The sequence below is a fragment of the Geobacillus sp. 46C-IIa genome (assembly GCF_014679505.1).
Classification (GTDB): domain Bacteria; phylum Bacillota; class Bacilli; order Bacillales; family Anoxybacillaceae; genus Geobacillus.
Window position 1 is genome coordinate 1,356,953 of the sequence record NZ_CP061474.1, and the last position, 20,740, is coordinate 1,377,692.

18 protein-coding genes and 2 pseudogenes are annotated in these 20,740 nt (G+C 51.6%); 14 read left to right on the plus strand and 6 right to left on the minus strand.

The features are described 5' to 3' along the window. Positions 1-25 precede the first annotated feature (25 nt). The 4 genes from IC803_RS06925 (at position 26) to IC803_RS06940 (ending at position 5,048) form a co-directional block, all read left to right on the plus strand. Positions 26-1,615: a benzoate-CoA ligase family protein gene (locus IC803_RS06925; RefSeq protein WP_081211374.1), complete on the plus strand. Its 1,590-nt coding sequence runs from the start codon at positions 26-28 to the stop codon at positions 1,613-1,615. A 15-nt stretch (positions 1,616-1,630) separates the two neighbouring features. Beyond that, on the plus strand, positions 1,631-2,080 hold the full coding sequence (locus tag IC803_RS06930; RefSeq protein ID WP_081211376.1) for an acyl-CoA thioesterase: 450 nt from the start codon (positions 1,631-1,633) through the stop codon (positions 2,078-2,080). Positions 2,081-2,155: 75 nt separating this feature from the next. Beyond that, positions 2,156-3,934 carry an adenine deaminase C-terminal domain-containing protein gene (locus tag IC803_RS06935; protein ID WP_081211378.1) on the plus strand — a complete coding sequence of 593 codons (1,779 nt, stop codon included), beginning with the start codon at positions 2,156-2,158 and terminating at the stop codon, positions 3,932-3,934. Positions 3,935-4,070: 136 nt separating this feature from the next. Continuing rightward, entirely contained in the window at positions 4,071-5,048 is a 978-nt protein-coding gene (locus IC803_RS06940) for a bile acid:sodium symporter family protein (protein WP_081211380.1), read from the plus strand. A 150-nt stretch (positions 5,049-5,198) separates the two neighbouring features. Here IC803_RS06940 and IC803_RS06945 read toward each other — a convergent pair whose 3' ends face one another. The 4 genes and pseudogenes from IC803_RS06945 to IC803_RS06960 all read right to left on the minus strand — a co-directional run bounded on the left by IC803_RS06945 (position 5,199) and on the right by IC803_RS06960 (position 8,601). Further along, on the minus strand, positions 5,199-6,020 hold the full coding sequence (locus IC803_RS06945) for a rhamnogalacturonan acetylesterase (protein WP_081211382.1): 822 nt from the start codon (positions 6,018-6,020) through the stop codon (positions 5,199-5,201). 166 nt (positions 6,021-6,186) lie between these two features. Then, positions 6,187-6,774, minus strand: a pseudogene (locus tag IC803_RS06950) (RNA-guided endonuclease InsQ/TnpB family protein); the annotation flags it as partial. A gap of 293 nt (positions 6,775-7,067) precedes the next feature. Next, a complete protein-coding gene (locus IC803_RS06955) occupies positions 7,068-7,523 on the minus strand; it encodes a CBO0543 family protein (protein WP_223812034.1) in 456 nt (151 codons plus the stop codon). Beyond that, positions 7,450-8,601 carry a DUF2515 domain-containing protein gene (locus IC803_RS06960; RefSeq protein WP_081211313.1) on the minus strand — a complete coding sequence of 384 codons (1,152 nt, stop codon included), beginning with the start codon at positions 8,599-8,601 and terminating at the stop codon, positions 7,450-7,452. Before IC803_RS06960 ends, IC803_RS06955 begins: the two co-directional genes overlap by 74 nt. A gap of 86 nt (positions 8,602-8,687) precedes the next feature. On the opposite strand from IC803_RS06960, the gene shc reads away from it, so the two are divergent. The 4 genes from shc to IC803_RS06980 all read left to right on the plus strand — a co-directional run bounded on the left by shc (position 8,688) and on the right by IC803_RS06980 (position 12,400). Beyond that, positions 8,688-10,544 carry a squalene--hopene cyclase gene (shc, locus tag IC803_RS06965; protein ID WP_190304279.1) on the plus strand — a complete coding sequence of 619 codons (1,857 nt, stop codon included), beginning with the start codon at positions 8,688-8,690 and terminating at the stop codon, positions 10,542-10,544. A 61-nt stretch (positions 10,545-10,605) separates the two neighbouring features. After that, positions 10,606-10,893 (plus strand): hypothetical protein, encoded by a 288-nt coding sequence (locus IC803_RS06970; RefSeq protein ID WP_081211311.1) that lies wholly within the window; start codon positions 10,606-10,608, stop codon positions 10,891-10,893. 428 nt (positions 10,894-11,321) lie between these two features. Further along, positions 11,322-11,627 (plus strand): 4a-hydroxytetrahydrobiopterin dehydratase, encoded by a 306-nt coding sequence (locus IC803_RS06975; protein WP_081211309.1) that lies wholly within the window; start codon positions 11,322-11,324, stop codon positions 11,625-11,627. Further along, positions 11,624-12,400 (plus strand): 3-hydroxybutyrate dehydrogenase, encoded by a 777-nt coding sequence (locus IC803_RS06980; protein WP_081211307.1) that lies wholly within the window; start codon positions 11,624-11,626, stop codon positions 12,398-12,400. Before IC803_RS06975 ends, IC803_RS06980 begins: the two co-directional genes overlap by 4 nt. 237 nt (positions 12,401-12,637) lie before the next feature. On the opposite strand, the gene IC803_RS06985 is transcribed toward IC803_RS06980, so the two are convergent. Further along, a complete protein-coding gene (locus tag IC803_RS06985) occupies positions 12,638-13,165 on the minus strand; it encodes a YceI family protein (RefSeq protein ID WP_081211305.1) in 528 nt (175 codons plus the stop codon). A 163-nt stretch (positions 13,166-13,328) separates the two neighbouring features. Here IC803_RS06985 and IC803_RS06990 point away from each other — a divergent pair, with 163 nt between their 5' ends. The 4 genes from IC803_RS06990 (at position 13,329) to IC803_RS07005 (ending at position 17,675) form a co-directional block, all read left to right on the plus strand. Continuing rightward, positions 13,329-14,186 (plus strand): MurR/RpiR family transcriptional regulator, encoded by an 858-nt coding sequence (locus tag IC803_RS06990; RefSeq protein ID WP_081211317.1) that lies wholly within the window; start codon positions 13,329-13,331, stop codon positions 14,184-14,186. A 135-nt stretch (positions 14,187-14,321) separates the two neighbouring features. Beyond that, positions 14,322-15,209, plus strand: a complete 888-nt coding sequence (gene murQ, locus IC803_RS06995) for an N-acetylmuramic acid 6-phosphate etherase (RefSeq protein ID WP_081211303.1) — start codon at positions 14,322-14,324, stop codon at positions 15,207-15,209. A gap of 24 nt (positions 15,210-15,233) precedes the next feature. Continuing rightward, positions 15,234-16,598 (plus strand): PTS transporter subunit EIIC, encoded by a 1,365-nt coding sequence (locus tag IC803_RS07000; protein ID WP_081211301.1) that lies wholly within the window; start codon positions 15,234-15,236, stop codon positions 16,596-16,598. Positions 16,599-16,610: 12 nt separating this feature from the next. Continuing rightward, a complete protein-coding gene (locus IC803_RS07005; RefSeq protein ID WP_081211299.1) occupies positions 16,611-17,675 on the plus strand; it encodes a MupG family TIM beta-alpha barrel fold protein in 1,065 nt (354 codons plus the stop codon). Between the two features lie 142 nt (positions 17,676-17,817). Here IC803_RS07005 and IC803_RS07010 read toward each other — a convergent pair. Next, positions 17,818-18,048, minus strand: a pseudogene (locus IC803_RS07010) (DNA-binding domain-containing protein); the annotation flags it as partial. A 153-nt stretch (positions 18,049-18,201) separates the two neighbouring features. Between IC803_RS07010 and IC803_RS07015 the strand changes: the two are divergent. Together IC803_RS07015 and IC803_RS07020 are read left to right on the plus strand one after the other, a co-directional pair. Next, positions 18,202-19,149: an aldo/keto reductase family protein gene (locus IC803_RS07015; protein WP_190304280.1), complete on the plus strand. Its 948-nt coding sequence runs from the start codon at positions 18,202-18,204 to the stop codon at positions 19,147-19,149. Between the two features lie 502 nt (positions 19,150-19,651). Further along, positions 19,652-20,683: a TRAP transporter substrate-binding protein gene (locus tag IC803_RS07020; protein WP_081211293.1), complete on the plus strand. Its 1,032-nt coding sequence runs from the start codon at positions 19,652-19,654 to the stop codon at positions 20,681-20,683. The last annotated feature ends 57 nt before the right edge of the window (positions 20,684-20,740 follow it).

Genomic DNA, 20,740 nt, shown 5'->3' on the forward strand with positions numbered 1-20,740 from the left:
TTTCATAGAAATGGGATGGTGAGCGATGGAATTGCGCGGGTTCGGAAGGTTGTACAATGCGGCGGGGCTGTTTATTGATCATAACGTTAACAGCGGATTAGGCGATAAAACGGCGATTTATTACCGTGATGAGCAAATTTCGTACCGGACATTGCAAGAAAAAGTGAACCAGACTGGCAATATGCTGCGGGAGCTTGGTTATAAGCTTGAAGACCGCCTCATTATGGTTTGCCATGACACGCCCGAGTTTATTTACACGTTTTTCGGCGCGATTAAAATCGGGGCGGTGCCGATCCCGGTCAATACGATGATGCAGCCGTCGGATTATGAATATTTTTTAAACAACAGCCGGGCGAAAGGATTGGTCATTCACGAAGACTTGTGGGAGCGCCTTAAGCCGGTTCGGAAGCAGTTTGCTTTTTTGGAGCACGCCATTGTCATCTGTGAAAACGCTAACAATAACTTGGAAGGAGCACTCTCATTCCATCGATTGCTTCAACGTGCCGATAAAGAGCTGACGGCGGCTCCGACGAATAAGGACGACGCCGCGTTCTGGCTGTTCAGTTCAGGAAGCACTGGGGAGCCGAAAGGGGTCATCCATTTGCAGCACGATATGGAGTATGCATTAAATACCTACGCCAGACAAGTGCTGGAAATGAACGAACATGATCGTTGCCTTTCTGCATCTAAACTGTATTTTGCCTACGGCCTTGGTGGAGGCATGTACTTTCCGCTAGGTGTTGGCGCTTCGACCGTGCTCGTCAAAGAACGCCCGTTGCCGGAAACGATGTTCCGGGCGATTGAAACGTACAAACCGACGATCTTTTTCGGCGTGCCGACGTTGTATGGCGCCATGATTGATTATGTCGAAAAAACAGGCTTGCATTTTGATGTGAGTTCATTGCGTGTTTGCGTGTCTGCCGGTGAAGCGTTGCCGCCGTCCTTTTACTACAAATGGAAAAATCTGTTTGGTGTTGACATTTTAGACGGCATCGGCTCAACCGAAGCGTTGCACATTTTTATTTCCAACCGCATTGGTGATGTTAAACCGGGCAGTTCGGGAAAAGCGGTGCCCGGTTACGACGTGAAGATCATCGATGGACAAGGGAAGGAACTGCCGCCGAATGAGGTCGGGGACTTGATTATTCGCGGTGACTCGATCGCTCACGGATATTGGAATCTTCATGAACAGAACAAACAAAAATTTGTCGGTGAATGGCTGTATATTGGTGATAAATATTACTGTGATGAGGAAGGGTACTACTGGTATTGCGGGCGTTCTGACGATATGCTGAAAGTCGGCGGCATTTGGGTTTCTCCGATTGAAATTGAAAACTGCCTGCTGCAGCATGAGGATGTGTTGGAAGTCGCGGTCGTCGGCGTTGAAAACGAAAAAGGTTTGACCGTTCCAAAGGCGTTTGTCGTTCTGAAAGACGGAGTCACACCTTCAGCAAGGAAGGAAGAAGAACTGAAACAGTTTACGAAGCAACAGCTGGCCCACTATAAATACCCGCGCATCATCGAATTTATTGACGAACTCCCGAAAACGGCTACAGGAAAAATCCAACGTTTTAAATTGCGGCAATTGTTGGAGCATGAGAACATCAATAAGTGAGAGGAACGATCGGCCATGAAACGGAATGAGTTTCAGGTGCGTGTAAATTTTGGTGACACCGATGCAGCCGGCATCGTCTATTATCCGAATTACTTTAAATGGTTTGATATTGCCGGACACCAATTTTTCCGCAGCATCGGACTGCCGCCGGCGAAACTGATGAAAGAACAAAACATCATTCTTCCGCTGCTTGACGTCGGCTGTACGTTTGAGCGCCCGCTGTATTACGATGACATTATTACGATTAAAACGGCGGTCGAAGAAGTGAACCGGAAAACGATCAAGCTGCGCCATGAAGTGTTCCGCGAAGAAGTACGAACCGGCCATGGCTTTGAGCTTAGAGGCTGGGTGAAAGAAGAGAACGGACGCATGTTTGCGGTTCCCATTCCGGATGACGTCCGGCAGTTGCTTGAAGAAGATGGCATAGGGGAGTGCGCCTACATCAATCCATTGCTCAATGCCTAATGGGTGCTGAAAGCCAAGTACGCATCGCTGCGTCTTGGCTTATCGTTGCTATCAGCTGCGAAAGGGGGAAGTTCTTTGATCCGAACAGCGAAACGAACCGAACTGATTGAAGTGGCGCAGGGACGCCGCCCGGCCGATATCGTCATTCAAGGCGGAACGGTCGCTAACGTCTATTCAGGTGAATTTTTGCGCCAAAACGTCGCTATTTATCAAGATGCGATCGCCTATGTTGGGGAAAATGAGGTCGCGGTTGATGAGCATACGGTTGTGATTGATGCAGAAGGGATGTATGTATCCCCGGGGTTCATTGAGCCGCACGCCCATCCATGGGTGCTTTACAATCCCGTCAGCATGACCGCCAAAGTGCTGCCGCTCGGTACGACAACAACGGTCAATGACAACCTGTTTTTTTATTTGCATTTTGGCGCCGACGGATTTCGACAGTTGATCGAGGATTTGCGGGCTTTGCCGGGTCATTTCTTTTGGCTTGTTCGTTTGGTGTCGCAAGCTGATTTTCCAGGGGAGCGAGATTGGTTCGACCCACAGGAAATTCGAAAGCTGCTTGAGATGGATGAAGTCGTCGGGACGGCGGAAGTGACACGATGGCCGTTGCTGTATCAAGGCGACCCATTTTTACTCGAAACGATTGAAGCAGCGAAATGCGCCGGAAAAGTCGTTGATGGGCATACGGCCGGCTGTTCGTATGAAAAACTGAACAGCATTGCCGCAAGCGGCGTCAGCGCTTGTCATGAAGCCATCACGGCTGAAGAAGCGCTCCATCGGCTGCGGCTTGGCATGTGGACGACGCTTCGCCATAGTTCGCTCCGCCCGGATTTTCCTGAAATTATCCGTTTAATTACCGAGAAAAATGTCAGCACACAGCGGATTACGATGACCGTAGACGGTCCACACCCGGGCTTTATCGAGCGGGAAGGGTTTGTCGACGGATTGGTCCGGAAGGCGGTGGCGCTCGGCGTACCGCCGATGACCGCCTTGCAAATGGCGACGATTAATGCGGCGACGTATTTGCGGTTGGACGATGAAATCGGCGGCATCGCCCCAGGGAAGCTGGCGGATGTCATTTTGCTTCCTGATCTTGTCACTTTCAAGCCGTCGCTTGTGATCGCCAAAGGCCGCATCGTCGCCCGTGACGGCGAGTTGCTTGCGCCGTTGCCTGAGATCGACTGGAGTCGATACGTATCGAAAAAACCGTTTCTGTTCACGAAAGAGCGGCTTGATGATGAGCGTCTATACCGCTATCCGCACCCGAAGCCGGATCAGCCGGTGCCGATTGCGTATTTTAAAAGCAATGTCATTACTGGGCGGAAAGAGGCGATTCTTCCGTCCGTTGACGGCTATGCGGATCTTTCCCAGCATCCAGGGCTGCTGTATGCCGCGCTCATCGCCCGCAACGGGCAATGGGTGGCCAAAGCCATTTTGGAGCGGTTTGCCGTCGATATTGATGGCATGGCGTCCACCTATAACACCACGACCGAGTTGCTTGTCATCGGCAAACGTCCGGAATCGATGGCGGCGGCAGCGAAGCGGGTGCATGAAATGGGCGGTGGAATTGTTGTCATCGATGGCGGCCGGCCGGTGGTGGAAATTCCGCTGCCGTTTACCGGCATGATGACAACCGACCGTTCGTTTGACACGGCTGTCCGTTTCCATGATGAGCTGCTGGACGCTCTTCAAGAACGCGGATTTCCGTTCCATGATATTTTGTACACGCTGTTGTTTTTGACATGCGACTTTTTGCCAGGGATTCGCCTGATTCCGTACGGGTTGTACGATGTCAAACGGAATGAGATTTTGCTGCCGGCGGAAAAGATCGGGGAAAAGGTAGCGAAATAGGCAAAAGCGCGTGCGGCCGCCTAATCGTCGGCCATCGGTTTCACGGAAAATCGGTTATTCCCATCAGGCGATGACGATGTATAATTAAAAGAGTAGACGAATCGAGGGTTCATGACTAGATTGGGAGATGAAACCGATGTGGCAATCGATCAACCGCCGGCTTGAGAAGGCGCTGCCGTTTCTTACGCCGGCGAGCGTGGCGGCCGGCATCTGGCTGGCGGACGAACTGCGCGGCTATGCCGCGCTTGTGCCGTGGCTGTTTGCGTTCATGACGTTTAGCGGCAGTTTGCGCTTGCGTTTGGCTGATTTGAAAGAGGCGCTCATCCATCCTCGTCCGATCGCTGCGGCGCTATGTCTGCTTCACCTCGTCGTCCCGCTTTGGGCGTTTGGACTTGGCCATCTGTTTTTTGGCAGCGATCGTTTGACGGTGATCGGGTTTGTGTTGGCGGCCGCCATTCCGACTGGGGTGACCAGCTTTATTTGGGTGTCGCTCGGCCGCGGAAACTTGGCGCTTGCCCTTTCTGTCATTTTGATTGATACGTTTTTATCGCCCATCATTGTGCCGCTGACGTTGCTTGTATTGGCCGGAAGCGCGGTCGAGCTCGACGTGGGCCAGATGATGCTCGGTTTGTTTTTTATGATTATTTTGCCGTCACTCGCCGGCATGTTCGCGAGCGAACGGCTGTCTACTCAAGCGAACGAGCAGCTGGCGGTGGTGCTGTCGCCGTTTTCCAAGCTGGCGCTGGCGCTCGTCGTCATGATCAACAGCGCGGTCGTCGCCCCGTATTTTGGCCGTGTTGACGCCCGGCTGTTTTTCATGGCGTTGCTCGTCTTGGCGATCGCGAGCTCCGGTTATTTTCTTTCTTGGATGGCGGCCCGATGGCTCGGATTTGCCCCACCGGATATTATTGCGTTAACGTTTACCGGAGGGATGCGCAACATTAGCGCCGGTGCGGTGCTTGCCATGACCTATTTTCCACCGCCAGTGAGCGTGCCGGTCGTGCTCGGCATGCTGTTTCAGCAAGTGCTCGCGTCCCTATACCACCGCTTGTTGAATAAAACGTATCATTCACCAACGAGCGGCAGAGCGCCATACGTCGGAAGCGCCCGGTAGAGATGGAAAGGGCAGGCGGTATGCCGGCTGCTGGACAGCGTCTGGCGGGAGTAAAAAGTGAAAACACACCCGCCCTAAGTGGGACGGGCGGGTGCGGGAAAAAGCAGGCGGGGCGCTGCTGGTGTCACGGTGTTTCGCCGCTGAGGCGGTCTAGTGACCGCCTGGCTGAACGATCTCGTATGGCGAACGGATGAGGTGGCGGCGAAGAGGGAGATTCAGTTCGACGATGCCTTCGACGACCAAACGGGCGATTTCTTTCGCCCCGCGCTGATGAAAATGGGTGTTGTCTTTGATGCCTTCCGGGTAATTGGGGTGCTCGCCCGGCTCAAGCCATAAAAACCACCGCTTCGTCCGTTCCGGTCCAAGCTGTTCAAACCGTTGTTTGCTTTTCGTTGTCAAATCGATCACTGGAACACGTTCGTGTTTTCCGAGCGCTTTCATGGCGGCAGGATAGCGTCCGTGGGAATTGAGCGCCCGTCCATCGGCAGAAAACCGCCGCCGTTCGACCGGAGTGATGAGGACGGGAATCGCCCCTTTGGCCCGGGCGCCGTCAATATATTGTTGTAAGTACGCTTGGTAAGAGGTGAACGGTTCGGTGTAACGCGCCGGATCGTTCGCCTTTTCATCGTTATGGCCAAACTGAATGAACAAATAATCGCCTTTTTTGAGCTCCCGCAAAATGCGCTCGAGCCGCCCTTCCTCAATAAAACTTTTCGCGCTTCGGCCGGAAGCGGCCATATTTTTGACCACTACGTGATCGTCAAACCAGCCGTCAAGCATTTCCCCCCATCCGGCTCGCGGGGCGCGGGAGCGGGGAGCGGCGGCGACCGTCGAGTCGCCGGCCAAATAGATCACAATGGTCGTCCCCCGTCTTGCCTTGGCTGCGTCTCCATTCGTCGCTGTCCTAGCCATTAGAACGGCGCCGATGGCGATGATGATGGAGCACAAGAAAGCGGCTTGTTTTCCTTTCAATCAAGTTCCGTTGCCAAAACCTTATAAAACTCTAAAAGGCTTTGTTCGATTCCTTGTTCATCGCGTCCGATTTCGCGATCAGCTACTCTCGTTGGGGGCATAACGCTCCGAAGGCTTCCATTCCCCTGCAACGAAGGGTACGTATTCGTAGCATCCGTTTTGGTGATTAGCCCACGAATGCTTCTCCGTAACGAGCAAGGTTGATGGCGGCATTGAGGTCCCGATCCATCTTGCATCCACATTGGCATGTGTATGTGCGGTCAGAAAGTGTTAAGCCTTTCTTGATGGCGCCGCATTGAGAGCACAGTTTTGAAGATGGATACCAAGCGTCTGCCTCAATGAACAAAATGCCGTATTTTTTGCATTTGTACGTTGACTTTGTTTTGAAGCCGTATAGTTTTTGCTTCTGTACGGCTTTGGCTAAATGTTTGTTCTTCATCATCCCGCTTACATTCAACGTTTCCATCACGACAGCGCAAGGCTTGGTTTTCGCTACCGCGCTCGTCGCTTGATGAATGTGGTTGTTACGGATTCCATTGATCCTTCGCTGCAAAAGGAGACATCGCCTTTCGAGTTTGATCATGTTGCGGGTTTTGACAAAACGGCTGCCCTCCTTGTTCATTTCATATTTTCGAGAAACTTTTCGCCGCAACCTGCGAAGGCGTTTCTCCAGCCTTTTCATTGTTTTTGTTTTGTTGATATTGGGAAAGATCATCCCATTGCTACAAACCGCCAAATGCTTGATTCCCACATCCCCCGATGCCTTCATCAATGATTTGAACGAAATCCTCAACAAGTTCCTGCTCCTCTGTTGTCTCTGTTTGGTCAATGATTTCCCTTTCACAGTCATATTGAGAAAAAGATATTCAAGCAATTCAAATCCAACATGTACGAAGTTGATAATAATTTTTTGTTTTTACAATGTTTTATAATCTTTGTCTAACTGTTAGTTCTCCCTCCTACTCAACAACAGTTCGTCCTATTTTCGACAATAGTTTGTTTCGTTGTTATCGTGGCTTGTCAGCCGCTTGTTTATGCGCATCGATGCTAGTCAATCCGTTGAAATCGGCGATAAAAGCTCCAGATGATGGCGAGAAATACGCCATACCCAGCGAAAGAATACGAATGCCTCCACAGAGCGTCGTGAACGAACAAGCCGTACGCTTCCGCTTTCGTTTCGAATGTTGCCATCAATGCGGCCGATGCGATGATCAAGCCAATGCGTCCGAGGCGGCCAAGCCGCTCCATCAGCCAAAGAAACAAGACGGTGCATAGCGGAAGAACCACAATCGTAAAGAAAATATCGATCGAGAAGATGGATGGAAACGGGCGCTTCGGAAAGGCGTACACCCCTTTTCCGGTGAAATACAAATCCAAATACGTCCCGGCCCAAGAGGCAAGCAGCGCCGAGGCGAGATAGGCGCGGCGCCTAGCGCGCGTGAAAGAAGGCGTTTTTGGCGATGATCGCCAGTTCGATTTTTTCAAGTGTTTCACAATACGCATGAACGATCTCCCCATTGATCGGTTGTTCCGGTTTAACGAGATAGCGGACGACGTGCGGATCCGTAAACCAGTCGCCAGGTTCGGCCGCCTCATGGGCGACGTTTTTCCACGCATGGCGAAGCTGCGGGCTGTACAAGCGCGGGGCGCCGGGAACGATTTGGCAGTCGCGGATGCGGCGGCGGTACGGTTCCCTTGGAAACGATTCGCACACATCGTTAAACAAGTGCGGCCAATAATCTTTGCGCGAACCGGTATGCGGATGGCTGACAGCCCAGCGCACCGCATTTTCCAGCGTTTCTTCATTGTCAAACAAAATCGAGTACAGCCGTTTGCCAAGCAAAATGCGTTCATGGAGCGACTCAAACTGATGAAGCGTTTGGCCGATCAAGGCGGTGCCGCCTTGGCCGTCGTCATGTGGGAACAAGATGTGATTGAAATGGAGCAGCTCTTGCAGTTGAAATTTGAGCGTCTGAAAAACCGTTTGCTGAAATACGGGATGCTGAATGACTCGTCGTTCCAAATAGCTTTGTTCGTTCATCACTAGGGCGATGGCCAACGTGTACGGATCACCGCGGTGCCAAAAATGGTTCCATATCGTTTCCATAAACGTCGAAACGCCAACATACGGCAATAAATAAAAGAGCGGTCGGCCGTGCTTTTGGCTTTCTTCATACAGCAAAAACTGCGGATAAATATCTTGGAAAATCAGCCAGTTGCCGCGCTCCAAAAAAGCAAAAAATGACTGCCGTTCTTCTTCCGAGAGCAGCCGCATGAGCAGCTCCCCTTTTAAGTCGGTCATATTCCAGCCGCCGTTGCGCGACACCATATGCCCTAAAAACGCCCAATGAATTTCGCGATGGCGCAAGTAAAAATCGAGATACGCCGCCGTTCGGGTCACATTGTTTTCGTTGTGTTCCGCGGTCACCGCCCGGATGCGGCTGATGAACTGCCGTTCTTTGGCGGTTAAATCACGTTCAGATACGGTCGTGTCCCCTTTCTTTTGCTTTTTCTTTAATTCCCGATAGACGTCAACAAGAGAGAGGGGAAGGGATGACGCTTTCGGCCTCAGGCAACGCATAGTGACCCCCCTTTTGGTGCATCGACGGCCCACCGGTCGAATAAATATGGAAGGAAACGGAATTTTGTGAAAAAGGAAGGCGATGCATGGTGGCCGATGAACGAAGCGCGTTGATTGCCGCGCTCAAACGGTCGCAAGCGGCCGACGGATCGTGGCGGTTTCCGTTTGAAACAGGCATTTCGACAGACGCCTATATGATCATTTTATTGCGGACTCTTGAAATAAATGATGAACCGTTGATTCAAGCGCTCGTCGAGCGAATAGAGAGCCGGCAAGGGACAGACGGGGCGTGGAAGCTGTTTGCGGATGAAGGCGACGGCAACGTCACCGCGACAGCGGAAGCGTATTATGCGCTGCTTTACTCCGGTTATCGGCAACCAACCGATCCGCACATACGAAAAGCGAAACAGTACATTTTGGACATGGGCGGCCTTGACCGCGTCCACTTGTTTACAAAGGTGATGCTCGCGTTGACCGGGCAGTACCCATGGCCGACTCGTTTCCCGCTGCCGCTTGAATTTTTCTTGCTTCCGCCGTCGTTTCCGCTCAATATGTACGACCTTTCCGTTTACGGAAGGGCGAATATGATCCCGCTTCTCATCGCGGCCGACAGCCGCTACAGCCGGAAAACGGCCAAAAGCCCGGATCTGTCTGACTTGTTTGCCCCGCGCGGCGATTGGAGGATGCCGGAAGGCCGGTCGCTGCTATCCTACGTCAAACAGTCGCTCATCGGGCTTCCCGACGCGCTGCATCACGCCGCTAAACAGCGGGCGGTCCGTTATTTGTTTGAGCATATTGAACCGGACGGGACGCTGTACAGTTACTTCAGCTCGACATTTTTACTGATTTTTGCGCTGCTCGCGCTCGGCTATCGGAAAGACGATCCGCTTATTAGGAAGGCTGTCCACGGCTTGCGCTCGTTGCGGACAACGATCGATGGGCATGCGCATATGCAATATACGACCGCTGCGGTTTGGAATACGGCGCTAGCGAGTTATGCGCTGCAAGAAGCAGGCATACCGCTGACCGACCGGACGATCGAAAAAGCGAACCGCTATTTGTTGTCGCGCCAGCACGTCCGCTACGGCGATTGGGCGGTGCACAACCCATATGGCATACCGGGCGGCTGGGGATTTTCCGATGTCAACACGATGAACCCGGATGTCGACGATACGACCGCCGCGCTGCGCGCCATTCGTCGGGCGGCAGCGAAAGAGACAGCGTTTCGCCATGCGTGGGACCGAGCCAACCAATGGCTGTTTTCGATGCAAAACGATGACGGCGGCTTTGCGGCGTTTGAAAAAAACGTCAGCCACCGCTTTTGGCGTTATTTGCCAATTGAAGGGGCGGAGTTTTTGCTGATGGATCCATCCACGGCTGACCTCACCGGGCGGACGCTCGAATATTTCGGGACATTCACCGGGATCACGAAAGACCATCGCGCCGCCTCCCGCGCTGTCGACTGGCTGCTAAGCCATCAAGAACGAAACGGCGCGTGGTACGGTCGTTGGGGGATTTGCTATATATACGGCACATGGGCGGCCATCACTGGGCTTGCAGCCGTCGGCGTCCCCGCTCGCCACCCTGCGCTGCAAAAAGCCGTCCGCTGGTTGTTGAGCATCCAAAACGATGACGGCGGCTGGGGCGAATCGTGCAAAAGCGACGGAGCGAAAACGTACGTGCCGCTTGGCGCCAGCACGCCGGTTCATACCGCCTGGGCGCTTGATGGGCTAGTCGCCGCTGCCGAGCGTCCGACCGCGGAAATAAAAGCCGGCTTTCGCGCCTTATTCCGCTTGCTTCATCATCCGGACTGGACGGCCTCATATCCGGTCGGACAAGGAATGGCCGGCGCCTTTTACATCCACTACCATGGCTATCGTCACATATTCCCGCTGCTCGCTTTGGCCCATTACGAGCAAAAGTTCGGCCCGCTTGACGATTAGTCGTCTGCTTGCCGTTTGCCTATTTGGCTATACTAACAAAAAAGCAAAGGAGGCAAACGGCATGGCCAAAATCAATGGACGCCTGATCACGGGCACGTACGATGAACAAGGCACCTCCTTTACCATTCAGCAGTTCAAAATGTTCTCGGTCGAGTCCGTGCTTCGGCAAGGCGAGCTTGAGGAGCTGGAAGAATACTTACGGCACCATGAAGAAACTGAACAGGAAGGACAGGTCGTCATCCTGTACGGCCAAATGCCCGTCTGGCTGTCGGCCGACGAAGTCGGGCAATGTCTCGCCGATTTGGAAGTCATTCGCTCCCAATGGCCGCACCAGCAAACGGAAACATAAACGGCTAACAGGAGGTTTACGCGCCAGCACCGCCCAGCCATTACTTGCTGTGTTTCACTGTTGTCGGGCTAACTTGAAACGAACACGGGTCTTCGTAAGCAGAAAAGGGAGATGCCATCGTAGGCAGATGGCATCTCTGTTCTATGACAGCTGCAGCCATCTAATGGTATAATAGAGGCAAAGTTGGCGGATCAAGGAATGGACTTGAAACTGTACCCGGGCATTCATACGAGCGGCATACACATTCAGCGGACGCCCAATGGGACGGACGGTGCGGAATGGGCGGAGTACCCTGTGGCACGAGCCCCCTTCATTTGTCCAGCGCTGGTGAATGGGATGTCGCCTTGCGACTATTTTTTCGCGATTGTTTGCTGACCGATGGGTTCGCTGGCCGACAAATTTCAACATATTGAGAGCGAGGGATAAAGGTGCGGCTGACCGAAACAGAAGTGCAAGCGCTGCTTGCTGAGACAGACGGCTGGAAGCTCACTGACGAGCGGTGGATTGTGAAAAAATACCGTTTTCAAGACTATTTGCAAGGAATCGAGTTCGTCCGGCAAATCGCCGTCATTTCCGAAAATGCGAACCACCATCCGTTCATTTCGATCGACTACAAGCTCATCACCGTGAAGCTGTCATCATGGCGGGCCAAAGGGTTGACGACGCTCGATTTTGACTTGGCCAAACAATACGATGACGTGTATAAACAAATGAAGCAGGGGGAAGGGGAATGATGGAACATCGCACAGCCCTCGTCACCGGAGCGGCGCGGGGGATCGGTTATGAAGTGGCGAAAACATTGGCAGCAAACGGCGCAAAAGTTGTGCTCGCCGACTTGAAGCAGGAAGAGGTGGAACAGGCGGCAGAGTCGTTGCGGCAACTAGGCTGCGAGGCCGTCGGCGTCACGTGTGACGTGACGGCGGAAGAAGAGGTGAAGCAAACGATCCATGAAGCGGTCAAACGGTGGGGGCGCCTCGATATTGTCGTAAATAACGCTGGTTTGCAATATGTCGCCAATATCGAGGATTTTCCGACCGAGAAGTTTGAGCAGTTGATCCGCGTCATGCTCGTCGGCCCGTTTTTGGCGATCAAGCATGCGTTTCCGCTGATGAAGGAGCAGCGCTACGGCCGCATCATCAACATGGCGTCAATCAATGGATTGATCGGATTCGCTGGAAAAGCAGCCTACAACAGCGCAAAACACGGGGTGATCGGCTTAACGAAAGTGGCGGCGCTAGAAGGAGCACCGTACGGCATTACGGTGAACGCCCTTTGTCCGGGCTATGTCGACACAGAACTCGTCCGCAACCAGCTTGCCGATTTGGCGGCGTCAAGAAAAGTGCCGCTTGAGAAGGTGCTCGAGGAAGTGATTTACCCGCTCGTGCCGCAACGGCGGCTCTTGTCGGTGGAAGAAATCGCCCATTACGTTCTCTTTTTGGCAGGCGAACAAGCGAAAGGCGTCACTGGGCAGGCGGTTGTGATCGATGGCGGATATACGGCGCAATGAGGCGAAACAAAATGTCCAATCGCGGAGCGGTTTCGTTTCGAAGCCGAAAAAGGCTGACTTCGAAGGTTCAGCCTCTCAGCCGAATACGTGGTCTAAATCGTTTCGTGTGCAGATCGTCAGAAAAGATGGATGGACCAAAAAGGAGATTCGTCTTCGATGCAGCATCATGTTGTTCTGCGTATATAGCACAAAAGAAGGTGTCCCGTTGCTTCGGGACACCTTCTTCGCTGCGGCCGTTCAGCTGAGGGCGAACTCAAAGCTGGCGTTGAGTTTGACCTCTTTTCCGACAAGGAATCCGCCAGTTTCGAGCGCGACGTTCCATACTAATCCGTAATCTTCGCGATTGATCGTTCCTTCGACGTCAAAGCCGACGGTGATGCCGCCAGTGAGCGGGTTTTTCACTTGTCCATTGTATTCGACTTTGAACGTTTCTGTTCTCGTCACGCCGCGAATCGTCAGCTGTCCAGTTACTTCGTATTCCGTGTCGGACAGTTTGTGCACCGAGTCGCTGACAAACGTAATGGTCGGGTGGTTCTCAACATCGAAAAAGTCAGCGGAGCGGAGGTGGTTGTCGCGGTCGGCGTTTTTCGTATCGATTGAAGCAGCGTCCACCGTTACCTTTACTTTCAACGATTCGAGCGCGTTGATATCTCCTTGCACATCGACGTCGAAGTTGGTGAATTCCCCTTTTGCTTTGGAAATCATCATATGCCGGACTTGAAAAGTGATCGAGCTGTGCGCTTTGTCAAGTTGGAATATTGTCATTATTCTCCCCCTCTTGGTTACTTAATGATCCCATCATTAATCATAGCAAATATATATCTTGAATTCAAATGTTTTTTATTCAAGTTTTTTATGATGTAGAGTCCAAAGGGATATCCGTGATAAGATGGGGATAGCAACGGTGGCCGGAAAGGATGGGACCATGATGAATGAAATAGGGATCTTAACGAAAATCGAACAGCAGCTTGAGCAATTGTCACCGGCGGAGCAAAAAGTGGCTGCCTATATTCTTCGCCATGCGGAGCTGATTTCGACGATGACCACCAAAGAACTGGCGCGGGCGGCTAATACAAGCGAAGCGAGCGTCGTTCGCTTTTGCAAGGCGATCGGCATCGGCAGTTTTCCAGGATTGAAGCTGGCACTTGTCCGCGAGTTGGCGATGGCGGATATGAACATTAATGATTTTTCCATCATTGACAAACCGAATGCGCCGTATGAGCTGTTTATGAAGGTGACCTATGTGAATAAGGCGGCCATTGAGGCGACGACGACAACACTCGATAAGCGCGAGTTAGAAAAAGCGGCCGAGGCGATAATGAAAGCGGAGCGGGTGGTGTTTTACGGAGTTGGCGGCTCAGCAGCCGCCGCGGTGGACGCTAGTTATAAGTTTACGAAGCTTGGCTACATGGCGGCAACATCGCCTGATTTTCATACGATGCTGCCACTGGTGGCCCATTTGAAAGAAGGAGATGTGTTCGTCGCCATATCGACGTCAGGACGGACGAAAGATGTCCTGGAGATCGCCCGGTTTGCAAAAAAGCAGCAGGCGACGGTCATTGCCATTACAAAGCTTGATCCGGCATCACCGTTATATAAGGAAGCGGATATTCGACTTGCGGTGCCGGATGTTGAGCAAGACCATCGCATTGGCAGCATGGCATCGAGAATGGTGCAGCTCAACGTGATCGATGCGCTCTATGTAATCATGTTTCATCGTGTAGGCAGCCGAGTGATTGAACGATTTCACCAGACAAGAGAAGAAGTGGTGCGGTTGCGGAGGTAAAGCGGGCCTGAGACGGACCCGCTTTTTTTGTAGGAATGTTTCAAACAAAAAAAGAATAGATTGATATTTTATTTCATAAATTTATAATATAATTATGAAATATAATTTCCTACTGCATTCAAAGAGGTGACAAAATTGTTTGAACATCTTGCGACAGAGCAACGAAACGAAAAGACGAAACATTTGGATGGAATGACGACAAGGGAAATTTTACACGTCATGAATGAAGAAGACCAAGCGGCGGTCGTCGCCGTATCCAAGCAACTGGATTGTATTGAAAAAATCGTCCATCTTGTCATCGCTGCATTTCGGCGCGGGGGGAGGTTGATTTACGTTGGGGCGGGGACGAGCGGCCGGCTCGGATTGCTTGATGCGGTCGAATGCCCGCCGACATTTGGAACTGAACCATCCATGGTGCAGGCGATTCTTGCCGGAGGGATAAAAGCGGTATCAAGAGCCGTGGAGGGAGCTGAAGATGATGAAGAGGCCGCTGTTCGTGATCTACAGGCAGCCGGTTTGACGAAAAACGATATCGTCATTGGCATTGCAGCGAGCGGCCGAACGCCATATGTCGTCAGTGCACTTCGTTACGCCAAACAAATCGGGGCATCGACCGGAAGCATTGCCTGCAATAAAGGAGCGGTCATCAGCCAGTATGCCGATGCGGCAGTGGAAATCGAAACAGGGCCGGAAGTATTGACCGGTTCAACGAGGCTAAAAGCGGGAACGGCGCAAAAAATGGTGCTGAACATGATTTCGACTGCTTCGATGGTTGGCATCGGCAAAGTATACGGCAACTGGATGGTCGACGTGCAGGCGACAAATGAAAAGCTCAAAGAGCGGGCGAAGCGGATTATGATGGAAACGACGGGAGTGAGCGCTGAAGAGGCGTCACGCTATTATGAACAAGCCAACGGGGAGGTGAAAACAGCGATCGTGATGATTTTGCGCCAATGTGGTTATGAAGAGGCAAAAGAACGGCTGCAACAAGCCGAGGGGTTTGTACGTAAAGCGCTTGAATAACGAATAAGGGGGAGAGAAACCATCATGAATCGAGAACAACAAATGGCGGCATCAATACTTCAACATGTTGGAGGAAAAGAAAACATCACCCGCATAGCCCATTGCATGACGCGGGTGCGCGTGTCGCTGCGCGATCCGGGCAAAGTGAACATGGACGCCTTAAAACAGATCGAAGGGGTCATGGGAGTCATTGAGGATGAGACTTTGCAAATCGTCGTTGGCCCGGGCGTGGTCAATAAAGTGGCGGCTGCGCTATGCGAGCTTACCGGTCTAGAGCTTGGAGAAGTGATCGAAGATGGGATGGAGGACATCGCAGAGCAGACAAAAGCAAAAGTGAAAGCGCGCCAGCAAACGCCGTTAAAGCGATTGCTTCGCAAAATCGGCAGCATCTTCATCCCGCTCATTCCCGGGTTGGTGGCGTCAGGGATTATTAACGGCATCGCCAACTTTGCGAAAAACGCCGGTGTGGATCCGCAGACGACATGGCTGCAACTGTTGCTTTTGATAGGCGGCGGGATTTTTGCTTCGCTTGGCGTGTTAGTCGGATATAATACAGCGAAAGAGTTTGGCGGCACCCCTGTATTAGGGGCGATTGCCGGTATTCTCGTATTCAACCCGGCGCTGGCTGATATCAAACTATTTGGGGAAGCGCTTACGCCCGGAAGGGGAGGATTGTTTGCCGTTTTGCTTGCCGCTTGGCTCATGGCGGTAGTCGAAAAACGGGTGCGTTCGTTTGTGCCGAATGCGGTCGATATTATTGTCACGCCGCTCATTACCGTGTTAATCGTCTGCCTGTTCACCTTGATCGCGGTACAGCCGCTTGCCGGATGGTTGTCGTTAGCGATTACAAGCGGGTTGAAAGCGGTGCTTGACATCGGTGGAGTAGTCGCTGGTGCTGTGTTGGCCGGAACGTTTTTGCCGCTCGTGATGGTTGGATTGCATCACGGATTAACCCCGATTCATATGGAGTTGATTCAAAAATTGGGCTCGACACCGCTACTGCCGGTATTGGCGATGGCCGGAGCTGGTCAAGTCGGGGCGGCGATGGCCGTGTATGTCAAAACAAAAAACAAGCGGCTTCGCAACATTATCAAAGGGGCGTTGCCGGTTGGATTTTTAGGCATCGGGGAACCGCTGTTGTACGGGGTGACATTGCCGCTTGGGCGGCCGTTTGTTACTGCGTGCCTTGGGGCGGCCGTCGGCGGTGCATTTCAAGCAGTGATGAAAACAGCGGCGTTTGGCATTGGCGTATCCGGACTGTCACTCATCCCCCTTATTGCGGATGGAAAGTATGTGATTTATTTCATCGGGCTCGTCATTTCGTACACGTTTGGGTTCCTATTTACGTATTGGTTCGGGTTTAAAGAAGAAATGGCGGCGCATATCTAGTGAGGGATGACAATGCTTTCTTTTTCGTTTTATCTTTTTCAGCCGCTCGAGCAAATCGAAGAAACATTTCAGCTTGCAGCGCGGTTTGGAGCGAAACAGTTGTTCACCTCGCTGCATGTTTCAAAAGGCCAAGAGCTTAGGGAGCGAAAAAAACTTGATCATATCCGCCAGTTTGCTTTCCGCTATGGCATCGGGGTCGTGGCTGATGCCACCCCCGCCGTCATGGCGCGTCTGTCAGCCGACACCGACATCGGGGCGGCGCTCGGGCGTTGGGGGATTGTCGGGCTGCGGTTGGATGACGGCTTTTCTATGAAAGAAGCCGCTTCGTTGTCCAAACAAGTGAGTGTCGTGTTGAACGCCAGTACGATGACAGAACGGGAATGCAAAGAGCTGGCCTCTTATCAAGCGGACGAATCCAATGTGGAGGCATGGCATAATTTTTATCCCCGCCCGGAAACAGGGCTGGGAGGGGAGACGATGTTGGCGCAAAATCAACGGTTGCGCCGGTATGGCATTGAGACGATCGGCGCGTTTATTCCTGGTGATGCAAAAAAGCGTGGGCCGCTTTATGAAGGGTTGCCGACGTTAGAAGCCCACCGGAAAGCTGACCCCGTCTACGCCTATATCGAACTAGTGGAAACCTATGGGATAAAGAAGGTGTTTATCGGCGACCTCGCCGTATCGGATGGGGTGCTTAGGCGCATGGATTGGGTGCGGTCAGGCGTTATCCCCATCCGCTACCGGCCGATTGTTGGAGCAGGTTGGTTGTCTTTGGTCGAAACAGTGCATACGAACCGGCGCGATGCGGCTCGCGATGTAATTCGTTCCGTTGAATCGCGTTGCTCCATTGCATGGCCGCAGGAAGCGCTGCATCCCATCCCCGCCGAGCCTCGTCGAACAGGCAGCATCACGATTGACAACGAACGGTACGGCCGTTACGCCGGTGAATTGCAGATGGCTTTGGTCGATCTCCCGGCTGATGATAGAGTCAATGTCATCGGTCAGGTGATCGAGGAAGATATGCCGTTGCTTCGGTACATTCGCGGCGGCCGACGATTTTGTCTCATTCGCTGCTAGCGGGGAGCCCCGTCGGCCGCTGGCGTGATGAAGATATAGGGAGATGGCTGCCCGATTCTTCGTCGCGCCTTGGTGCAACGAGGGCAAGCCCATGGCCTGCCCTCGACGTTGAAAAGGCGTACCATCACGCACTAGATTCGTTTCAGTTCGAGAAAAAAGCGGTTAAAAATTTCCGCGCATCCATCCGGCATTCCGTCTCGTTCTGGTCTCGCTCGAGTTCTTTCATGCGCTGGTGGATGTCCGCAAAATCAAACGGTCTTGGCGCGAAATGCTCAAACGTCGGGTTCGTGTAATCGGTCAGGCCGAGGGAAGAGAGGGGAAATGCCTGCAAGATGAGCCGACGGACATGCTGTTCCATCAATGGTGCTTCTTTGCTCGTTTCCGCAGACGGCCGACGGATGCGGCGCGGTCTTCCACTGATCGTTTTGAATAGTCAGGCAAATTCCTTTGCAAAGAAACAGCTGAGGATTATAATGAGAGAGTAATCTATTTGGCATTGATTGCATTAAAGGGGAGGGGAAGGAAAATGAAGTACCGAAAACTCGGCCGCACCGGGCTTAAGGTGAGCGAAATCAGTTTAGGCAGCTGGCTTACATATGGAAATTCCGTAGAAAAAGAAACCGCCATCCGCGTCATTGACAAAGCGTATGAGTTGGGCATCAATTCGTTTGACACGGCGAATGTGTATGCGCGCGGGGAAGCGGAAAACATCGTCGGCGAGGCGCTCCGCAAATACCCGCGCGAGTCGTACGTCTTGGCAACGAAAGTGTTTTGGCCGATGGGCGACGGCCCGAACGACCGCGGTCTATCGCGCAAGCATGTGTTTGAGCAGCTCCATGCGAGCTTAAAGCGGCTGCAACTGGATTATGTCGATATCTACTACTGCCACCGCTATGACAAAGAGACGCCGGTCGATGAAACGCTGCGCACGATCGACGACCTCGTCCGTCAAGGAAAAGTGCTCTATGTGGGCGTCAGCGAATGGACAGCCCAGCAAATTCAAGAAGCGCTCGGCACCGCCGACCGCTATTTGCTCGACCGAGTCGTCGTCAACCAGCCGCAATACAACATGTTCCACCGCTACATCGAAAAAGAAGTCATTCCGGTGTGCGAACAAAACGGCATCAGCCAAATCGTTTTCTCGCCGCTCGCTCAAGGGGTGCTGACCGGCAAATACAAACGAGGGCAAGCGTTGCCAGCTGACAGCCGCGCCGCCGATCCGAAAGCGAACACGTTCATCCAAGGATTGCTCAATGACGAAGTGTTAATGAAAGTGGAACAGCTCGAAAAAGTTGCTGCTGAGCTCGGCATTACGTTATCGCAGCTTGCTCTCGCCTGGGTATTGCGCCAGCCGAACGTTGCCAGCGCCTTAATCGGCGCCAGCCGCCCGGAACAAGTGGAAGAAAACGTCAAGGCGGTCGATGTTGCGTTAAGCGAAGAGGTGCTGGAGAAAATTGAGGGGATTTTAGCGTAAAAGGGGACTATAAGAAAAAATTAGGGCCATCCTTTCGAAGACATAGTGTATTCGAAAGGATGGTATTTTTTATGGTTATGGATATAAGTTAAGGAGGGCGGCCTATTTTAAAAGGCGAGTTTATGTCCTCCTTCAGTTTGATCCTAATAAACTTAGAACGAGACTTATAACCAAATGCCCCATATAAGTGGGAGGGGAAAAATCCACTTTTCTATTGACTATTCGGAAAGTTTAAATTAATATAAAAATAACAAATCGAATGTACTACATTAAAAAATATAGTTTTATAATATAAAACTATATTGTTTTTTTATATGATTTTTAAAACCTTGTTTTACTATATAAAACCATTGAACTGTACTTATGTCCGCTTGAACAGTCTCCTTTCCATTGCTGCGGAAGTCGTAAAAAACCATATTTTGAAAGCGCTTAAAATCAACTTTTTCCTGTGGGCTAGCTTTAAATTTTATATAAAAACAAGTTGCAAAGGAGTTGGTAGTTAGTGAAAAGGATGGCAATTTTCTCTCTATTTTTCGCTTTACTGTTTGTGCTGCTCTCAGGCTGCGGAAGTTCAGAAACAAATTCGTCATCCGGAAACGGAAAATCAGGTGGAGCTAGGGTGATCAAAGTAGCCAACTATTTTGCCGAAACCCACCCACAAAATGTCGCCTTGCGTGAAAAGTTTAAAAAAATAGTTGAGGAAAAATCCAACGGAAGCCTCAAAGTTGAGATTTACCCTAACAGCGCTTTAGGGGCAGAGCAGGAGTTTTACAATGGTGTTCGCAATGGCACGATTGAAATGGGGATTCCGGGATTGATTATGCAAAATGATATACCGAAAATGGGGGTTCCAGAATGGCCGTTCTTATTTAAAGATTTTGAACATGTAAAGAAAGTGCTGAACGGCCCGGTCGGAAAGGAAATCACTGCAGAGCTGGAGACAAAACATGGCGTTGTTCCGCTCGCGTGGAGTGCAAACGGATTCCGGATGTTTTCATCTAATAGAACGATTGACTCAATCGATGATTTTAAAGGATTACGCCTGCGAATGCCAAACATCCCGAATTATATTACGATTGGGAAACTTCTAGGAGCAAACGTCACCCCGCTGCCGATTTCGGAGGTTTTCACCGCCTTAGAGCAAAAGGTAGTAGATGGACAGGATAATCCAATCGCTACATTACGAGCCTCGGGTTGGTATGAAGTCCAAACAGATGTATTAGAGTCGAAGCATATGTTTAGCCCGAATGTGTATGTGGTCAATAAAAAGTTTTGGGATAGTCTGACCGACGAGCAACGGAAAATCATTCAAGGAGCAGCCAAAGAGGCGGCAAATTATGAATTTGAGTTGATGGAAAAAAGCTACGAAGAAGATAAGAAGTTTTTGCAAGAGCATGGCATTAAATTCACGACCCCTAGTAGCGAATTCGAGAAACAAATGGAAGAGGCCGTACAACCGCTGTATGATGAGTTGTTCAAGAAGTACGATTGGGCTGAAGATTTATATAAGAGAATTAAAGCAGAGGCGAAATAAACTAAGCTAGAGTCAAAAGGGTGATTGAATTGTTGAGAAGGATTGGGAAGCTCTTGG